We start from the raw sequence: 16,355 nt of genomic DNA, 5'->3' as shown, positions 1-16,355 counted from the left end.
GATCGAGAAGAAGACCCGAACGAAGCGCAACGGTTTGACGTCATTGCCGCATTCCATGGAACGCGGCGTCATGTTCCCACGGCGCGCCGTCGAACACGGCTTCACGCCCCGGCGGCGCTCCGCCGAACACGGCTTCACGCTCGTCGAGCTTATGGTGGTGATCGTCATCATCGGTCTTCTGGCGACGATCGTCGCGCTCAACGTGCTGCCCTCGGGCGACACCGCGCGCATCCAGAAGGCCAAGGCCGATATCGCGACGATCGAGCAGGGACTGGAACTGTACCGGCTGCAACTGGGCAGCTATCCCACGACGACGCAGGGGTTGCAGGCGCTGGTCACCGCGCCGGCGGGCACCGACGCGGCGCGTTATCAGGCGGGCGGCTATATCAAGCGATTGCCGCAGGACCCGTGGAACCGGCCGTACCTATATGCCTCGCCGGGGCAGCATGGCGCCGCGGATATCTGGACGTTGGGCGCGGACGGCAAGGATGGCGGGCAGGGGATCGATGCCGACATCGGATCCTGGCAGTAACGCGGCCGGACCGTCCCGGGCGCAGGACGGCGGCTTCACGCTGGTCGAGTTGATGGTGGTCATCACCGTCATCGGGCTGGCGTCGGCCGCGGCGGTGCTGATGATGCCGGATTCACGCGGGCGGTTGATGGACGAGGCGGCGCGCTTCGCGGTGCGCACCCGCGCGGCGCACGACGCGGCGATCGTGGAGGCGCGCCCGGTCAGCCTGTGGGTGACGCCCGGCGGCTATGGCTACGACCAGTGGCGCGGCGGCGCGTGGACACCGATGGACGGCGCGCTGAAGGTGGAGCGGTGGAAGCCGGGCACTGCCGCTGCGGGCGTGGCGCGCGAGCGGCTGACCTTCGATACCACCGGTCTGGCCGATCGCGCGATGACCGTGACGTTGACCCGCGAGGGGATGCGCACCGATGTGGTGGTCGAGGCCAATGGCGATGTCCGTGTCGCGGGGTGAGTGGCGATCGGCGCGGCGCGGCGCGGGGCGCTGGCATGTCGGCGTCGGGGCGCTGGCGGTGGGGCATCGCCAAAGGTCGGGCCGATGTCTTCGCCGGGATCGGGCGAATGCGCGGCCAAGGTCGCGGTACTGGTACGTCAGCACGAGTCGCTCGACGAGCCAGACGACCTTATTGACGTTTATGCGAGTTCAGCCGGCCCAAGATCGTCAGCATTGCCTGGGTCACGATGAGGGTATGAAACAGGGCATGGCGGCGATGTGCGCCGCTCATCGCCGCGCCGGCGTCGACGGCTGTGATGATTTGGCCAGCATCGACGTGCCGCGATCACCGGTGTCGACGTCCCCCACCGGATTTCTCGGGCCGCGCGCCTCGCAGGCCAGTGGAGCATGCCGACCTCCCGTCACGTCCGGGGCGACGACCCGAAGGGACTGCTCCTGCACGAACGAGGCGGCATTCGTCGCAAATGCGCGCGAAGGGGCCGTTGCTGCCCGGCGGAGCGGCCAGCGCGGCTTTACGCTGGTCGAGATCATGGTCGCACTGGTGGTGTTCAGTCTGGCCGCGCTGGCGCTGATCCGGCTGGAGGGACAGACGATCCGTTCCACCGGGATCGTCTCCGCGACGCTGCTGGCGCAGATCGTCGCGCGCAACGTCGCCATCGAGGCGGTGACCGATGCGGAGCCGCCGACGCGCGGCCGTGCCACCGGCGTCGAACAGGCCGGCGGGCGCAGCTGGACGTGGGCGCGCGATGTGCAGCCGCTGGGCGACGGCGACGTGCAACGCATCGACGTCGCGGTCAGCGATGAAGGCGGATCGGTGCTGGGACGCGCGACGATGGTCCGTCCGCCGCCCGCCCCGATCCAGACGCGGGTGGGGCCGTGAGGCGCTCGGCATCCTGCCCATGCCGACCCGGTGCCTGCCCGGAAGATGGGTCCGGCCGAGCGTCGGGAGCTTGCTACCGGCACGACGCTCGTGCCGGCGCGGGCGCGGGGGAGCGATGATGCGTTCGCCACCACGAGTGGGCGGGCGGCGCCGTACCCATCGATGCGATGTTCGGACGCGGCGCGGTCCAAACGTCGCCGTCGGCCGTCCGCCCGCTGCTCGTGCCGGTTCACACGGGCTTGGGACGGTGAGGCGTCTTCCGGCGTGCATGGGTGTCGCCGACCCAGGTGGTGCGGGTCGGAGCCGCGACATCGGGTTGTCGTGTCTCAGCCGCGCCGATGGTGGCGTGAGCGGGGCGGCGTCGCCGATCACCTGCATCGATCCGGTTGCGGGTCGAGCCGCGATGATGCGGCCCGCGCGTGCCGAGGCGGGCTTCACGCTGGTCGAGGTGATGATCGCGCTGATGATCTTCGGCATGATCGCCGCCGCGGGGGTCGGGTTGCTGGCGTTCAGCGTCCGCGCGCAGGCGGGAACCGCGGCGGCGCTGGACGACAATGCCGCGCTCAACCGGCTGGTGTCGATCCTGACCGCCGATCTGGCGCAGGCGCAGGACAGGCCGACGCGCGAGGCGAACGGCGTGTTGGTCCCGGCGTTTTCGGGCGATCGTGCGACGCAGCCGATCCTGCGCTTCGTGCGCGGCGGCTGGGCCAATCCCGATCAGGCACCGCGCGCGACGTTGCAGAAGGTGGAATATCGCCTGACCGGTGAGGGGATCGAGCGGGTCGGCTTCCCCGCGCTGGACGGGGCTGCGCCGCTGCCGGGCGCGCTGCTGCTGGACCGCGTGCAGGAAGTGCGATTGCGGTTCCGTTATGCGGGGGCATGGAGCGACACCTGGCAGGGCGACCAGCGCGCATCGTTGCCGCAGGCGATGGAATTGACGATCGTGCGCGGCGGCGGGCAATCGTTGCGGCTGCTGTTCCTGGTGGGCACCGGCGCGCCGCGTTCGCCCGAGGACACCGGCGCGAACCAGCCCGGGCGCGGACCCGAGACCCCGCAGGGGGCGATCGATGCGTCGCGCTAGATCGCACCGGGGGGGCGAGCGCGGGGCGGCGTTGCTGACCGTCCTGCTGCTGGTCGCGGTGATCGCGGTGATGGCGGCGACCGCGCTGGAACGCCTGCGCCTGTCGACGCGGCTGGCCGCCAATGCCGTCGCACTGGATGCGGCGCGCGGCTATGCCTATGCCGCGGAGACGCTGGCGACGCGCCGCGTCACCGCGTTGATGCAGCAGGCGCGCGACCGGGTGGCGTTGACCGGCGGCTGGAGCGGGCGACCGTTCGGCCTGCCGATCCCCGGCGGCACCGCGACGGCACGGGTGATCGATGGCGGCAATTGCTTCAACCTCAACGGGCTGGTGACGTTCGGGTTCGGTGATGCGTATCTGGTCAATCAGCAGTCGCTGGTGCGTTTCCAGCGACTGTTACGATTGTTGCGCGTGCCCGACGGCGATGCGGTGGCGGCGGCCACCGTCGACTGGCTGGACAGCGACGACGATGCGCTGCCCGGCGGGGCGGAAAATCCGGCGTATCGCGGGTATCGCACCGCCGGCACGTTGATGGCCGACGTCAGCGAATGGCGCGCGGTGAACGGCGTGACACCCGAAGTGTACCGGACGTTGCGCCCCTATCTGTGCACCTTGCCGGTGGCGACGCCGTCGGTGCTGAACGTGAACACGCTGTTGCCGGAGCAGGCACCGTTGCTGGCCATGCTGCTGCCCGACACGATGGGCGTGGCGCAGGCGCAGGCGGCGCTGCTGCGCCGGCCCCCCGACGGCTATGCGCAGGCCGGGCAGTTCTGGGCGCAGCTGGCGAGCGCGGGCGGAACGACCGACATCGGCGCGCAATCGCAGACCGGCGTGACGACCAAATGGTTCGCGCTGCGCATCGACGTCGCGAACGGCGGCGCGGAATTGCACGAGGAGGGGCTGATCGACGCGCGGACCCTTCCCGTGCGGCTCGTGACGCGGCAATGGGGGGATGTACCATGACCGCTGCGACGCTCCTTTTCCTGCCCTCCGATGATTCGCAGCCGTGGCGATGGTGGCGGATCCGCGACGATGCGGTGGAGGATGAGGGCGAGGGACTGCCCGGTCCCGACGATCAGGAGCGCGTGGTCGCGGTCGCGCCCGCCGACGCGGTGACGCTGCACTGGGCGGCGCTGCCGGCGCGATCCCCGGCGCAGGCGCTGGCCGCGGCGCGGGTGGTGGTGAGCGATGCGACCGCCGAGCCCGCGCACGACCTGCATGTCGCGGTCGGGCGCGAGAAGGACGGCGAGCGGGCGATCGCGGTCGTCGCCCCGGCGCGGATGGCGGGTTGGCTGGCGGCGATGGCGCAGCGCGGGGTCGATCCTGCCGCGATCGTGCCCGCGCCGCTGCTGCTGCCCGAACCCGACGAGGGCTATGTGCGCGCCGACCTCGCCGGGCAGGCGGTGGTGCGCGGGCGGACGACCGGCTGGGCGGACGAACCGGTGCTGACCGCACTGGTGACGCGTGGCGAGGAGCCGCGGCTGCTGGATCCGGCGGCGTTGCGCGCGGCGGCGGCGGGCGCGGTGGCGGAACCGGCGATCGACCTGCGACAGGGCATTTTCGCACGGCGGCGGCGGCGCACCGCGATCGACTGGGTGCTGGTGCGGCGGCTGGCGGTGCTCGGCGGGCTGGCCCTGCTGGCGACGCTGGCGATCGATGTGGTGCGGATCATGCGATATTCGTTCGGAGCGGACACGATCGAACAGCGTGCCGCCGGGGTGGCGCGACAGGGGCTGCCGCGCGGCACCGGAGAGGGCGATGCGGCGCGGATGCTGGGTGAGCGATTGTCGCAGCTGCGCGGTCCGGGACAGGGCTTCACCCGCACCGCCGCAGCGGTCTATGCGGTGGTCGAAGCAGTGCCCGAGAGCGAGGTGACGGCGTTGCAGTTCGAACCCGATGGCAGCTTGCGCGTGTCGCTGTCGCTGGCGGGCGAGGCGCAGGCGAACACCGTCAAGTCCCGGCTGACCGCGGCGGGGTTCGCGGTCGAATCGAGCGTGTTCCAGCAAGCCGCCGGGCGATTGACCGGCGATATGACGGTGCGGCCATGAACGCGTTGAAGGCGTGGTTCGACGGACGGTCGCTGCGTGAGCGGCGGCTGTTGCTGGTGATGATCGCGCTGGCGGCGGTGACGCTGGTGTGGGGCGCGGTGATCCGGCCGGTGCGCAACGGCCTGTCGTCGTCGCGTGAGCGCTACACCGATGCGGTGGTGCGGCTGGGCAGCGCTCAGGCAGGGCTGGTGCAGGTCAAGGCGCTGCAACGCCGCGCGACGCCGCTGTCCGCACCGCTGGCCGATGTCGTGCGCGCGCGGGCGGATGCCGCGGGGTTCGCGCTCGCCAGCCTGGATGTCGAGGCACCGGGGCGGGTGCGTACCTCGATCGCTACCGCGCGCGCCGGGGCGTTGATGCAGTGGATCGCCGGGCTGGAGGGCGAAGGCGTGCTGGTCGACGCGCTGAGCGTATCGGGCAACGGCGCGGGCAGCGTCACCGCCACGATGACGCTGCGGACGCGGGGGGCGTAGATGCGTATTCCTTTGACCACGGGACGCCGGACGCTGTTCCTCGCCCTGTTCGCGGCGGCGATGGCGGTGTTCCTGCCGCTGCGGCTGGCGCTGGGCTGGGGCGGGTTGGACGGGCAGGGCTTCACCGCGCGTGAGGTGACCGGCAGCCTGTGGTCGGGCCGGCTGGTCGAGGCGCGATTCGGCGACATCGCGCTGGGTGATCTCGATGCGGGGTTGTCGCCGCTGGCGCTGCTGATCGGGCGGGCACGGATCGCGCTGGCGGGCGAAGCGGACGATCCGGCGCAGCGGCTGTCGGGCGTGGTCGAAATCGGGCGCAATCGCGCCGCGGTGATCGGTGCGACCGGACCGCTGTCGCCCGGCAACGCCTTCGCGCCCTTGCCGGTGACCGCGCTCAATCTGGACGGCGTGACGGTGCGCTTCGTCGACGGCGCGTGCGAGGCGGCCGAGGGGCGCGTGCGCGCGACGCTGGCGGGGGCGTTCGTCGGGCAGGTCTTGCCCGGCGCGCTGAGCGGCGGGGCGCGGTGCGACGGTGGCGCGTTGCTGCTGCCGCTGGCGAGCGGTGCGGGCGAGGGCGTGAACCTGCGACTGTGGCCCGACGGCCGGTACCGCGCCGAGCTGACGCTGATCCCCACCGATCCGGCGATCGCAACGCGGCTGGAAGGGGCCGGCTTCGCGGTAAATGGCGCGGGACGGACGCTGACGGTCGAGGGACGGTTCTGAATCGCTTGACGAACGGTGCATGGCGCCGCTAGGGGCACGGCCTTCGCGGCGATCGTAGCTCAGTTGGTTAGAGCATCGGTTTGTGGTACCGAGGGTCGCGGGTTCAAGTCCCGTCGGTCGCCCCATCTTCCCACATCTCCCGTTTCTTGCTGGCATTTTTCTGCCGACAAGAATATTGCGTCGCTCGGAAATTAAATGCCGTGCGCGATGGAGAGACGATGACCTCGGTCTGGGACTATCCCGATTTCGACAGCCATGAAGGGCTGCACCTGTTCACCGATCCCGCATCGGGGCTGAAGGCCGTGATCGCGGTGCATTCCGCCAGGCTGGGGCCGGCGGCGGGTGGTGTGCGCTTCTGGCATTATGCGGACGATTCGCGCGCGATCATCGATGCGCTGCGGCTGTCGCGCGGCATGAGCTACAAGAATGCGATGGCCGGGCTCGACCTGGGCGGCGGCAAGGGCGTGGTGCTGGCGGACAAGCCGGGCGCGACGATCACCGAGGCGCAACTGGTGGCGTTCGGCCGCGCGGTCGAATCGCTCGGTGGGCGCTACGTCACCGCCGAGGACGTCGGCATGTCCGAAGCGCGGATGAAGGTGATCGCGGGCGAAACGCGCTACGTCTCCGGCCTGCCGGTGGCGCAGGGCGCGGCGGGCGGCGATCCCGGCCCGTACACCGCGCACGGCGTGTACCTGGGCGTGCGCGCGGCGGCGAAGCGCGGGCTGGGCAGCGACGACGTGCGCGGCGTGCGCGTCGCGGTGCAGGGGCTCGGCTCGGTCGGGGGCGGGCTGGCGCGACTGCTCGCCAGGGACGGCGCGGTCCTGACGCTGGCCGACGTCGATCAGGCGCGGTGCGAGCGGATGGCGGCCGAACTGGGGGCGAACATGGTTGCGCCCGACGCGATCCTGTCGGCCGACGTCGACATCGTCAGCCCGAATGCGCTGGGCGCGATCCTGACCGAGCGGTCGATCCCGACGCTGAAGGCCCGGATCGTCGCGGGCGGGGCGAACAACCAGCTGGAAACACGCGCCGACGGGCAGCGGCTGCACGATGCCGGCATCGTCTATGCACCCGACTACGTCATCAACGCCGGCGGGATCATCAACGTGGGGCTGGAATATCTCGGTCATGGCGACGAGGCCGAGGTGATGGCCCGGATCGCGCAGATTCCCGGCCGGCTCGATCAGGTGTGGGACGAAGCCGCGGCCACCGGTGACCCCACCGCGGACGTGGCGGACCGGATCGCCCGGCGGTTGATCGGCCGCTGATCGCCACGCGGCGGACGATTCCGGAAGGTCGCGCGGTGATGTCGGCCTTCCGCTTTCTGCGGGGGTGACGACCGCGTCCGCTTCGCTTATCGCGGGTGCCGTGCCAGCGCTTCATGCCTTTGCCAATCCTGCGCGTTTCCTGAAGATCGCGCGTCCGCTCACTCCGATCCTGTGGTGGGTGGGCGTGGCGTTGATCGCGATCGGGTGCTGGGCGGGACTCACGCAGACGCCGGCCGATTACCTTCAGGGCGAAACCGTGCGCATCCTCTACATCCACGTTCCCGCCGCATGGCTAGGGATGGGCGGGTGGAGCGGCATCGCGATCTCCAGCATCGTCTTCCTGGTGTGGCGGCATCCGCTGGCCGCGATCGCTGCCCGCGCGATCGCGGTGCCGGGTGCGATCTTCGCCGGGCTGTGCCTCGTCACCGGTGCGATCTGGGGACGGCCGACATGGGGCACCTGGTGGCAATGGGACGGGCGGCTGACCTCCATGCTGCTGTTGCTGTTCGTCTACCTCGGCTTCATCGCGCTGGCGCAGGCCGATCGCGAGCGTGATGGCGACGGGCGCATCCCGGCGCTGTACGGGATCGCGGGCACCGTACTGTTGCCGGTGATCCGCTATTCGGTGGTGTGGTGGAATACGCTGCATCAGGGGCCGAGCATCGGGTTGACCGGGTCGAGCATCGATCGGTCGCTGCTCTGGCCGCTGCCGATCATGCTGGCAGGATTCACCTTCTTCTTCGCAGCCATCGTGTTGATGCGGATGCGCACGATGCTGGCGCGCGAAAAGGCCGAGGCGCGGTTGCGCCGGCGGGCGCGCGCATGAACCCGTGGCCGTTCGTGACCGCCGCCTATGCGCTGACGCTGATCGCGGCGGCGGTGCTTGGCTGGTGGAGCTGGCGCTCGATGCGGGATGCCGAGAAGTGACGCGCAAGAACCAGCGGCTGATGCTCGTCCTGCTCGCGCTGGCGGCGATCGGCGTGGCGGCATTGCTGGCGCTGTCGGGGCTGCGCGATCAGGCGGCGTTCTTCTATGCGCCCGGTGACGTGGCCGGCGCGCTGCCGCCACCCGACAAGGCGGTCCGGCTGGGCGGGATGGTCGCGCGCGGATCGGTGCGCCGCGCGCCCGATGGCGTGTCGATCGATTTCGTGGTGACCGACGGGCGCGCGACGACGCCGGTGCGGTTCAGCGGCATCGCGCCCGACCTGTTCCGCGAAGGATCGGGCGTGGTCGCCGAGGGGCATTTCCGCCCCGACGGTTCGTTCGTGGCCGCCAATCTGCTCGCCAAGCACGACGAGAAATATATGCCCCCGCAAATGGCCGGCAAAATGCACGAGACGCGCACGCTGGAGGGCGAGTGAGCTGATGGGCTTCGTCGTGCTCCTGTTGCTGGCGGGGCTGGCGTTCGCCGCGATGGCGTTCCTGCTGCGGGTAGACCGACTGCTCTGGTCGATGGTCGGCGCGGCGCTGTGCCTCGGCGGTGTGGGCTATGCGTGGCAGGGGCGGCCGATGTTGCCCGCCGCCGCGCCGCGCCACGCCGCTACGACCGCGCCGATCGACATCGAGGAGATCCAGCTGCGCGACAGCATGTTCGGGCGGTTCACCGCCGACACCGCGTATCTGGTCGCCGCCGATGCGATGACGCGCAGCGGGAACGACGATGCCGCGGCTCGCGTGATCCTGGGCGGGCTGTCGAAATTGCCGCAGAGTTTCATGCTGTGGACATGGGCGGGCGTGACGCTGACCGCAGAGGCCGGACACCGCGTGTCGCCGCCAGCGCTGCTGGCGTTCCGTCGCGCGGCGCAGCTGGCGCCCGAGCATCCCGCGCCGCCCTATTACCTCGGCTTCGCCTATCTGGAAGCGGGCGATCTGGCGAAGACGCGGACGCTGTGGGCGCGCGCGGCGGCGCTGTCACCGGAAGGGACGCCGTACCGGGCGGAGATCGCGCGGCGGCTGGCGCTGCTCGAACGGCTGATGGCGATGCCGGGATCGCGGTGACGCGCCAGACGCGTGGGCCGTGGGTATGATGAGGCGGTCTGTCGAGACGTGCTAAGGGGCGTCGGGTTTCGACCGTGACGCCCTTCGCACGGTAAGCAAACGAGGTGGCGGCGATCCGGATCGCCCCCGCCCCATCCGGGCGTCCCAGAGCTATTTGCCGCGGCCGGTCTTTTCCTGCAGCGCGTCGATCCGCTTCGATGCGTCGCCTTTCGTCAGCGACTCGTCGAACGGCTCGCCTGCCTCTTCGCTCAAGGTCTTCAGGTAACTGGCCTGCGCGCCGGTCATCGCCTCGTCACCGGTCGTCCAGTCGTCCGGGTCCTTCTCCGCATTGGAGAACGGCTCGCTCTTGGGGTTGTGGGTATCGGTCATGATCGGATGGTCCTTTCATCGGACATAACATCTCTGTTCGCTGCCTGTTCCGCGTTGCGGGCGCATCGGGCGCATGCTAGGCGCGCCGCTTATGGCCACGCATACGCATGACGTTTCGACAGCGGTGGCCGGCGCATGAGCGTCAACACCGTCGACCCTGCGCTGCGGGGGCACGCCGGGGGCGGCGGCCATCACCATCAGGGTAGTGGTGGCAGCCTTGCCAAGCTGGCGCTTGGTGCGATCGGCGTGGTCTATGGCGACATCGGCACCAGCCCGCTCTACGCGTTGAAGGAAGTGTTCGTCGGGCACCATCCGCTCGCGGTGGACCCGTTGCATATCTTCGGCGTGATCAGCCTTGTCTTCTGGTCGCTGATGCTGATCGTGACGTTCAAATACGTGCTGATCGTGCTGCGCGCCGACAACAACGGCGAGGGCGGCAGCCTGGCGCTGCTCGCGCTGATCCAGCGGCGGTCCGGCGCGGGGAAGAAATGGGGTCCCAGCCTCGTGATCCTCGGCGTGCTCGCCAGCGCGTTGTTCTTCGGCGACTGCATGATCACGCCGGCGATCTCGGTGCTGTCGGCGGTCGAGGGGCTGGCGACGGTCGAGCAGGGTTTCGACTCGTTCGTATTGCCGATCGCAGTGACGATCCTGATCGCGCTGTTCTACATGCAATCGATCGGGACGGAGCGGGTCGGGCGGTTGTTCGGTCCGATCATGCTCGTCTATTTCGTCGTGCTGGCGGTTATGGGCGTGTCGCACATCATCCAGCGCCCCGACATCCTGTTCGCGCTCAATCCGCTGTACGCGGTACGGTTCGCGATGAACGATGGCGGCCTGGCGTTCCTGGCGCTCGGCTCGGTCGTGCTGGCGGTGACCGGGGCCGAGGCGCTCTATGCCGACATGGGGCATTTCGGGCGGCGGCCGATCGCATCGGCATGGCTGGTGTTCGTGTTGCCGGCGCTGATGCTCAATTATCTCGGGCAGGGCGCGCTGTTGCTGGAACAGCCGGAAGCGGCGCAGAACCCGTTCTTCCTGATGGCGCCGGAGGCATGGCGCCTGCCGCTGGTGATCCTGGCCACGATGGCGACGGTGATCGCCAGCCAGGCGGTCATCACCGGTGCCTATTCGGTGGTGCAGCAGGCGGTGCAGCTGGGCCTGATGCCCCGCATCCGCATCACCCACACCAGCGCATCCGAGGCCGGGCAGATCTACATCCCCGCCGCCAATTGGGCGCTGATGGTGATGGTGCTGCTGTTGGTGTTCGGCTTTGGTGAATCGTCCAATCTGGCCGCTGCTTACGGGATCGCGGTGACCGGCACGATGTTCATCTCGACCTGCATGGTCGGGGTGTTGATCCGCCGGGTGTGGCATTGGCCGCTATGGGCGACCGCGCTGTTCGAAATCGTGTTCCTGTCGATCGACGGGCTGTATTTCGCGTCGAACCTGACGAAGGTGCCCGATGGCGGGTGGTTCCCGCTGCTGGTCGCCGTGATCGTCTTCGTGCTGCTGACCACCTGGTCGGAAGGGCGCAAGCTGATGATCGAGCGCATGCGCGAGGCGGCGATGCCGATCCGGATCTTCATCGATTCGGCGGCGACCTCCGCGACGCGCGTGTCGGGAACGGCGGTGTTCATGACGTCGACGCCGGAGGGCGTGCCGCATGCCTTGCTGCACAATCTGAAGCACAATCGCGTGCTGCACGACCGCGTCATCCTGTTGACGGTGCGCGTCACCGACATGCCGTATTTTCCCGAGGAGGATCGCTTCCTCCACGAGGATCTGGGGCAGGGCTTCCACCGCGTCATCCTGCGCTACGGCTTCATGGAGGAGCCGGACGTGCCGGCGCATCTCAATACGTTCGACGCATGCGGCGCGGCATTCCGGATGATGGACACCAGCTTCTTCCTCAGCCGGCAGACGTTGCTCGCGTCCGATCGGCCGGGCATGGCGATCTGGCGCGAGAAGCTGTTCAGCTGGATGCTGCGCAACGCCGAAAGCGCGATGGAGTTCTTTCGCCTGCCCACCAACCGCGTGGTCGAGCTGGGCAGTCAGATCGAGATTTGACCGAGCCGGGCTCCCTTGCTCCGATCATCGTGACCGCATTGTTCGGCGGAGCGGATCAGGCGTACTTCGATGCGGAGCGGCGGGCGCATTTCCCGCCCGAGCGCAACCAGCTCGCCGCGCATCTGACGATGTTCCACCACCTGCCCCCGACACTGGCGCCGGAGCTGCGCCAGCGGCTGGTGGCGGCGACGCGGGCGGTGCCTGCACCGGCGGCGCGGATCGCCGATGTGATCTCGCTGGGGCGCGGCGTAGCCTATCGTATCGACAGCCCGGAACTGGAGGCGGTCCGCGCAGAGTTGGCGGATGCGTTCGCCGGCCTGCTGACGCCGCAGGATGCGGGCGGCTGGCGCGCGCACGTCACGGTGCAGAACAAGGTCGAGCCGGCGGTGGCGAAGGCGCTGCTGGCGACGCTGCGCGACGGCTTTCGGCCGCGTCCGGTGGTGATCGCGGGGCTGGCGGCGTGGTGGTATCGCGGCGGGCCGTGGGAAATGCTGTCGAAGCATATGTTCGCGGCTTGACCGCCACGGTTCGGCTGCTATAGCCCGCGCCTCACGAACGCTGGTTCCCCCCGCGAAACGGGGCGGAGTAGCTCAGCTGGTTAGAGCAGCGGAATCATAATCCGCGTGTCGGGGGTTCAAGTCCCTCCTCCGCTACCAGCGTTCGTGGTGTGTTTTCGGTCATGTTCGGCAGATCCCGCAAGCCGCCTGCACCACAGCACGCGGGGGCATGGCCCGCGCAGTCGCGGCCACCGCCAGCGTCGCCGCGCGCCGGTGCATCATCAGGTTAGCGGTGCCGGCTGCGCCGTCCGCGTACGGCGCCTCAGGCCGCGATGGCAGACATCGCCGCGACGATCTCACTGTCACTGGCGACATGATCCTCAATCACGCAGCGGAATGCGAGGCCGGATACGCCGTGATCGCTCGGTACCCGCGCCTGCGCCACCACCAGCCCGTCGAGCGACTGAATGCGCGTCGCGCCCGCCACGGCATGCGGATGCCGTTCGTGGAAGCGCCGCGTGCCGGTTGTCGCCACGATGCGGTCGAGCGGATCGACGATCGAGATCGTCGCGCGACGCGAAGAGCGGTTCATGACGTCGATCAGCTGCGCGACCTGCCCCTCGAAATCATATTCGAGGTAGCAGACGCCGACCTTTACGCCTTCGACAACGACAGGCGCCACGAAGATCAGCACCTTGCGATCCTGTGACCAGGGATTGATCCAGACCTCGTCGGTGGACCAGCCCGCGGGCAGCGGTTCATTCATCACCGTCTGGAACTGGGTATAATTGTCGAACCGGACCGTACGCACCGTGGCATTTTCATGCGCGCATACGCCGACCACGCCATCGGACCCGACCACGAACGCATTGAGGAAGTATGGCGAGAAGCCGAGCAGCGAGCGCATCCGTTCAAGGGCGCGGGTAGCGGCGCGCCGGTCGTCGGGCAGCAACAGGCTTTCACGCACCGCATGGTCGCTGGCGAGGACGCGGACGTCGATCGTGCGATCGAACAGCGTGCGGGACAATGCGTCGGCGATCGACTGTGCCAGTTCGCCAAGCCGCCCGCCTTCGAGTTCGCGCACCAGATCGCCGGCGATCTCGCTGCCGTGATCCAGGCGGCCGATCAATTCCTCCCGGAACGCCCGCGACGAATTGCTGGCCTGGGCCGCCAGCGTCTTCACTTCCTGCGCCACCACGCCGAAGCCGCGCCCGGCCTCGCCCGAACGTGCCGCTTCGATCGCGGCGTTCAGCGCCAGCAGCCGGGTCTGGCCGGCGATCGCTTCCGATCGATCGGCATGGGCAGCGACCTCGGCACTCAGCAACGACAGCAGGGACCGTATCCGGCGCGGCATGGTGTCTCCATCGGTAATCCACCCGCCTTACGGACGGGGAGTTAACCAATGATGAGACACGGGCATATTATCCGGTGCGGCCAGCGACTTGCCCGATCAAACGGGCGCCCCGAACAGGTCGTGTTCGTCGGCATCCTCGATCACGGCGCGGACGATGTCACCCGGCGACAAATGACCTGCGTCGCGCAGGTGCACCTCGCCGTCGATCTCCGGCGCATCAGCCATCGAGCGGCCCGACGCACCGCCGCTGTCGAGATCGACCGCATCGACGATCACGTCCAGCGTCCGGCCGACCTTCGCGGCAAGCTTCGCGGTGGAGATCGCGGCGGTCTTCGACATGATCCGCGCGTAGCGTTCTTCCTTCACCTCTTCGGGTACCGGATCGGGCAGCGCGTTCGCCGACGCACCTTCCACAGGCTCGAAACGGAACGCGCCGACCCGGTCGAGCTGCGCCTCGTCCAGCCAGTCGAGCAGGTACTGGAAATCCTCCTCGGTTTCACCGGGGAAGCCGACCACGAAAGTCGAGCGGATCGCGATATCCGGGCAGATCTCCCGCCACGCCTTGATGCGGCCCAGCACCTTGGCGTCATTGGCAGGACGCTTCATGCGGCGCAGGACCGATGGTGCGGCGTGCTGGAACGGGATGTCCAGATAGGGCAGCACCAGGCCGTCGGCCATGAGCGGGATGACCTGATCGACGTGCGGGTAGGGATAGACGTAATGCAGCCGCACCCATGGCGCGATGCGCCCCAGCTCGCGTGCCAGGTCGGTCATGTGCGGGCGCACCTCGCTACCCTTCCACATGCGCGATTGGTCGCGGATGTCGATGCCGTAGGCGGAGGTATCCTGGCTGATGACCAGCAATTCCTTCGTTCCCGCGGCGACCAGCTTCTCCGCCTCGCGCAGGATCGCATCGGGACGGCGGCTGACCAGATCGCCGCGCAGCGACGGGATGATGCAGAACGAGCAGCGGTGGTTGCAGCCCTCGGAGATCTTCAGATAGCTGTAGTGACGCGGCGTCAGCTTCAGACCGGCGTCGGGGATCAGGTCGACATACGGGCTGAGCGCGGCAGGCGCGGCGGCGTGCACGGCCTCCACCACCTGTTCGTATTCGTGTGCGCCGGTGATCGCCAGCACGCCGGGGAAGCGCGCGCGGATCGCCTCGGCCTCCTTGCCCATGCACCCGGTGACGATGACGCGCCCGTTCTCGGCGATCGCCTCGCCGATCGCGTCGAGGCTTTCCTCCTTCGCCGAATCGAGGAAGCCGCATGTGTTGACCAGCACGACATCCGCGCCGGAATAATCGGCCGACATCTGGTAGCCGTCGGCGCGAAGCTGGGTCAGGATCCGTTCGCTGTCGACAAGGTTCTTGGGACAGCCGAGCGAGACCATACCCACGCGGGGCGGAGAGGGGATTTGCGTTGCCATGGGATCGTCCGCACATAATGCGGGTCGGGCGGATTTGCCAGTGGCGGCGATGCGGGCAATAGCGGGCATTTAGTCGAGAACGGGGGCGCGCGGTGATGCTGGCGATCGGATTGATGTCGGGCACCTCCCTTGACGGGATCGATGCCGCGCTGATCGAAACCGACGGGCGTCGCGCGGTGCGCCACATCGCCTTTCGCGGCGAACCCTATTCGGACGCCGCGCGCGCGCAACTGGCGGAGGCGACCACGCTTGCGCTCACTTATCCGCGGCCACGCGCCAGCCCGCCGTTGGTGGCGGCCGGCGAGCTCATCACGCGGACGCACGCGCTGGCGGTGCAAAAGCTGCTGCGCGATGCCGGAGCGGTCGCGGGCGAGGTGGGTGTGATCGGTTTCCACGGGCAGACGGTGGCGCATCGCCCCGATCGCCGCTGGACGTGGCAGATCGGTGACGGACAGGTGCTGGCCGATGTCACCGGAATCAACACCGTCGCCGATTTCCGTAGCGCCGACGTCGCGGCGGGGGGGCAGGGGGCGCCGCTGATCCCGGTATACCACGCCGCCCTGGCCGCCGGACTGGATGGACCGGTGGCGATCCTGAACCTGGGTGGCGTCGCCAATGTGACGCTGGTCGAGGAGGGCGAGGCGGTCGCCGCGTTCGATACCGGCCCGGCGAACGGATTGATCGACAGTTGGGTGGAGCAGGAAAGCGGTGCGCGCTTCGACCGTGACGGCGCGCTGGCGGCGGCGGGACGGATCGACGAGACGGTGCTGACCGCCATGCTCGATCATCCGTTCTTTGCGGCGCCTTATCCGAAGTCGCTTGATCGCAACGATTTCACCATCCAGCCGGCGCGCGGACTGGCGGCGGCGGACGGCGCGGCGACGTTGACCGCCTTCACCGCCGCCAGCGTTGCAGAGGGACTGGCGTCGTTGCCACGTACGCCGCAGCGCTTGCTCGTCGCAGGCGGCGGGCGGCACAATCCGACCTTGTTACGGATGATCGCGGCGCGCACCGGGTTGGTGCCGCAACCGGTCGACGAACTCGGCTGGCACGGCGACGGGCTGGAAGCGGAGGGCTTCGCCTATATGGCGGTGCGCACGCTGGACGGGCTGCCGATCAGTTTTCCCGGCACCACCGGGGTTCCGCGGCCGATGGCGGGCGGGACGGTGTTCCGCCCGCGCTGAGCCTTCGTCC

At 69.1% G+C, this 16,355-nt stretch carries 18 protein-coding genes and 2 tRNA genes; 17 read left to right on the top strand and 3 right to left on the bottom strand.

Going from position 1 to position 16,355, the window contains the following annotated elements; genetic code table 11:
• Positions 1–70: 70 nt before the first annotated feature.
• The 13 genes from gspG (at position 71) to ASE95_RS03930 (ending at position 9,449) form a co-directional block, all read left to right on the top strand.
• Positions 71–532, top strand: coding sequence for a type II secretion system major pseudopilin GspG (gspG, locus tag ASE95_RS03990; protein WP_056633164.1), 462 nt, complete (start codon positions 71–73; stop codon positions 530–532).
• Positions 507–983 carry a GspH/FimT family pseudopilin gene (locus ASE95_RS03985; protein WP_082449516.1) on the top strand — a complete coding sequence of 159 codons (477 nt, stop codon included), beginning with the start codon at positions 507–509 and terminating at the stop codon, positions 981–983. The genes gspG and ASE95_RS03985 overlap by 26 nt, the downstream gene beginning before the upstream one ends.
• Positions 940–1,863, top strand: coding sequence for a type II secretion system minor pseudopilin GspI (gspI, locus tag ASE95_RS18485; protein WP_327196695.1), 924 nt, complete (start codon positions 940–942; stop codon positions 1,861–1,863). The genes ASE95_RS03985 and gspI overlap by 44 nt, the downstream gene beginning before the upstream one ends.
• 403 nt (positions 1,864–2,266) lie before the next feature.
• Entirely contained in the window at positions 2,267–2,944 is a 678-nt protein-coding gene (gene gspJ, locus ASE95_RS03975; protein WP_235528170.1) for a type II secretion system minor pseudopilin GspJ, read from the top strand.
• On the top strand, positions 2,931–3,908 hold the full coding sequence (gspK, locus tag ASE95_RS03970; RefSeq protein WP_056631707.1) for a type II secretion system minor pseudopilin GspK: 978 nt from the start codon (positions 2,931–2,933) through the stop codon (positions 3,906–3,908). Before gspJ ends, gspK begins: the two co-directional genes overlap by 14 nt.
• Complete coding sequence (gspL, locus tag ASE95_RS03965) at positions 3,905–4,993, top strand: type II secretion system protein GspL (protein WP_056631706.1); 1,089 nt, start codon at positions 3,905–3,907, stop codon at positions 4,991–4,993. The genes gspK and gspL overlap by 4 nt, the downstream gene beginning before the upstream one ends.
• Complete coding sequence (gene gspM, locus ASE95_RS03960) at positions 4,990–5,463, top strand: type II secretion system protein GspM (protein ID WP_056631702.1); 474 nt, start codon at positions 4,990–4,992, stop codon at positions 5,461–5,463. Before gspL ends, gspM begins: the two co-directional genes overlap by 4 nt.
• Positions 5,464–6,183 carry a type II secretion system protein N gene (gene gspN, locus ASE95_RS03955; protein ID WP_056631699.1) on the top strand — a complete coding sequence of 240 codons (720 nt, stop codon included), beginning with the start codon at positions 5,464–5,466 and terminating at the stop codon, positions 6,181–6,183.
• A gap of 48 nt (positions 6,184–6,231) precedes the next feature.
• Positions 6,232–6,308, top strand: a tRNA-His gene (locus ASE95_RS03950).
• Between the two features lie 93 nt (positions 6,309–6,401).
• The gene (locus tag ASE95_RS03945; RefSeq protein ID WP_056631695.1) at positions 6,402–7,451 is read left to right on the top strand and encodes a Leu/Phe/Val dehydrogenase; all 1,050 of its coding nucleotides are present in this window, start codon (positions 6,402–6,404) and stop codon (positions 7,449–7,451) included.
• Between the two features lie 100 nt (positions 7,452–7,551).
• Positions 7,552–8,277, top strand: coding sequence for a heme ABC transporter permease CcmC (ccmC, locus tag ASE95_RS03940; RefSeq protein ID WP_056633152.1), 726 nt, complete (start codon positions 7,552–7,554; stop codon positions 8,275–8,277).
• Positions 8,278–8,374: 97 nt separating this feature from the next.
• Positions 8,375–8,812 carry a cytochrome c maturation protein CcmE gene (ccmE, locus tag ASE95_RS03935; RefSeq protein ID WP_082449515.1) on the top strand — a complete coding sequence of 146 codons (438 nt, stop codon included), beginning with the start codon at positions 8,375–8,377 and terminating at the stop codon, positions 8,810–8,812.
• Between the two features lie 4 nt (positions 8,813–8,816).
• Entirely contained in the window at positions 8,817–9,449 is a 633-nt protein-coding gene (locus ASE95_RS03930; RefSeq protein ID WP_056631692.1) for a tetratricopeptide repeat protein, read from the top strand.
• A gap of 150 nt (positions 9,450–9,599) precedes the next feature.
• On the opposite strand, the gene ASE95_RS03925 is transcribed toward ASE95_RS03930, so the two are convergent.
• Positions 9,600–9,818 carry a DUF3072 domain-containing protein gene (locus ASE95_RS03925; RefSeq protein ID WP_056631688.1) on the bottom strand — a complete coding sequence of 73 codons (219 nt, stop codon included), beginning with the start codon at positions 9,816–9,818 and terminating at the stop codon, positions 9,600–9,602.
• A 135-nt stretch (positions 9,819–9,953) separates the two neighbouring features.
• Here ASE95_RS03925 and ASE95_RS03920 point away from each other — a divergent pair, with 135 nt between their 5' ends.
• The 3 genes from ASE95_RS03920 to ASE95_RS03910 all read left to right on the top strand — a co-directional run bounded on the left by ASE95_RS03920 (position 9,954) and on the right by ASE95_RS03910 (position 12,538).
• A complete protein-coding gene (locus ASE95_RS03920) occupies positions 9,954–11,882 on the top strand; it encodes a potassium transporter Kup (protein WP_056631686.1) in 1,929 nt (642 codons plus the stop codon).
• A complete protein-coding gene (locus ASE95_RS03915) occupies positions 11,879–12,400 on the top strand; it encodes a 2'-5' RNA ligase family protein (RefSeq protein ID WP_056631683.1) in 522 nt (173 codons plus the stop codon). The genes ASE95_RS03920 and ASE95_RS03915 overlap by 4 nt, the downstream gene beginning before the upstream one ends.
• 61 nt (positions 12,401–12,461) lie before the next feature.
• A tRNA-Met gene (locus ASE95_RS03910) sits at positions 12,462–12,538 on the top strand.
• A 163-nt stretch (positions 12,539–12,701) separates the two neighbouring features.
• Here the strand turns inward: ASE95_RS03910 and ASE95_RS18480 are convergent.
• A complete protein-coding gene (locus tag ASE95_RS18480; protein ID WP_056631680.1) occupies positions 12,702–13,733 on the bottom strand; it encodes a methyl-accepting chemotaxis protein in 1,032 nt (343 codons plus the stop codon).
• A 96-nt stretch (positions 13,734–13,829) separates the two neighbouring features.
• Positions 13,830–15,161, bottom strand: coding sequence for a 30S ribosomal protein S12 methylthiotransferase RimO (rimO, locus tag ASE95_RS03900; protein ID WP_056631677.1), 1,332 nt, complete (start codon positions 15,159–15,161; stop codon positions 13,830–13,832).
• A gap of 95 nt (positions 15,162–15,256) precedes the next feature.
• Between rimO and ASE95_RS03895 the strand changes: the two genes are divergently transcribed.
• Complete coding sequence (locus ASE95_RS03895) at positions 15,257–16,345, top strand: anhydro-N-acetylmuramic acid kinase (RefSeq protein ID WP_082449512.1); 1,089 nt, start codon at positions 15,257–15,259, stop codon at positions 16,343–16,345.
• The last annotated feature ends 10 nt before the right edge of the window (positions 16,346–16,355 follow it).

Origin of the sequence: Sphingomonas sp. Leaf231 (genome assembly GCF_001421995.1) — a bacterium.
GTDB lineage: Bacteria > Pseudomonadota > Alphaproteobacteria > Sphingomonadales > Sphingomonadaceae > Sphingomonas.
Note: the sequence above shows the minus strand (reverse complement) of the source record. Positions and strands in the feature narration are given on the sequence as shown.